Annotated in this window: 1 protein-coding gene; it reads left to right on the top strand. The window is 41.9% G+C overall.

What is annotated here, in order from left to right:
• The coding region (locus tag R7E78_RS29490; RefSeq protein ID WP_318059065.1) for a GGDEF domain-containing protein at window positions 1-551 on the top strand (551 nt) is incomplete at both ends.

Genomic DNA, 551 nt, shown 5'->3' with positions numbered 1-551 from the left:
GTGATATCACCAAGACTCATTTGCTAGAACAACGCCTTAAACAATTATCAGAAACTGATGCACTTACTGGTCTTCTCAACCGTCGGGCGTTTATCTCCAATTTAGATAATGCGATCATTCAACATACAAAACGTTCTAAAACACTTTCATGCTTGATGATCGATATTGATCACTTCAAAGATATTAATGATAGCGTTGGCCACTTTTCTGGTGATCATGTTATCACTCACATTGCTCACGTTTGCCAAGGCGTCATTCGTGGCAGCGACTTTATAGGTCGATTGGGAGGAGAAGAGTTCGCAGTAATCTTAACAGATACGAATGCGATTCAAGCGTATGAAGTAGCTGAACGCATCCGCCAAGCTATACAAGCAACGATCTGTCATGTCGATGACGTTGAAATTACGACCACTGTTAGTATTGGTGTAGCAGAGTTGAATTCACAACAATCCAACGCAAAAGAGCTTCTAATCGAGGCCGATAAAGCGATGTACTATTCAAAGCACTCAGGACGCAATCAAGTCACCCTAGCTTACGAAAACCTGCCAGAT

Source organism: Vibrio sp. YT-19(2023), from assembly GCF_033337395.1.
The sequence above is the reverse complement of the archived record's forward strand: the minus strand, read 5'-3'. Positions and strand labels throughout refer to the sequence as shown.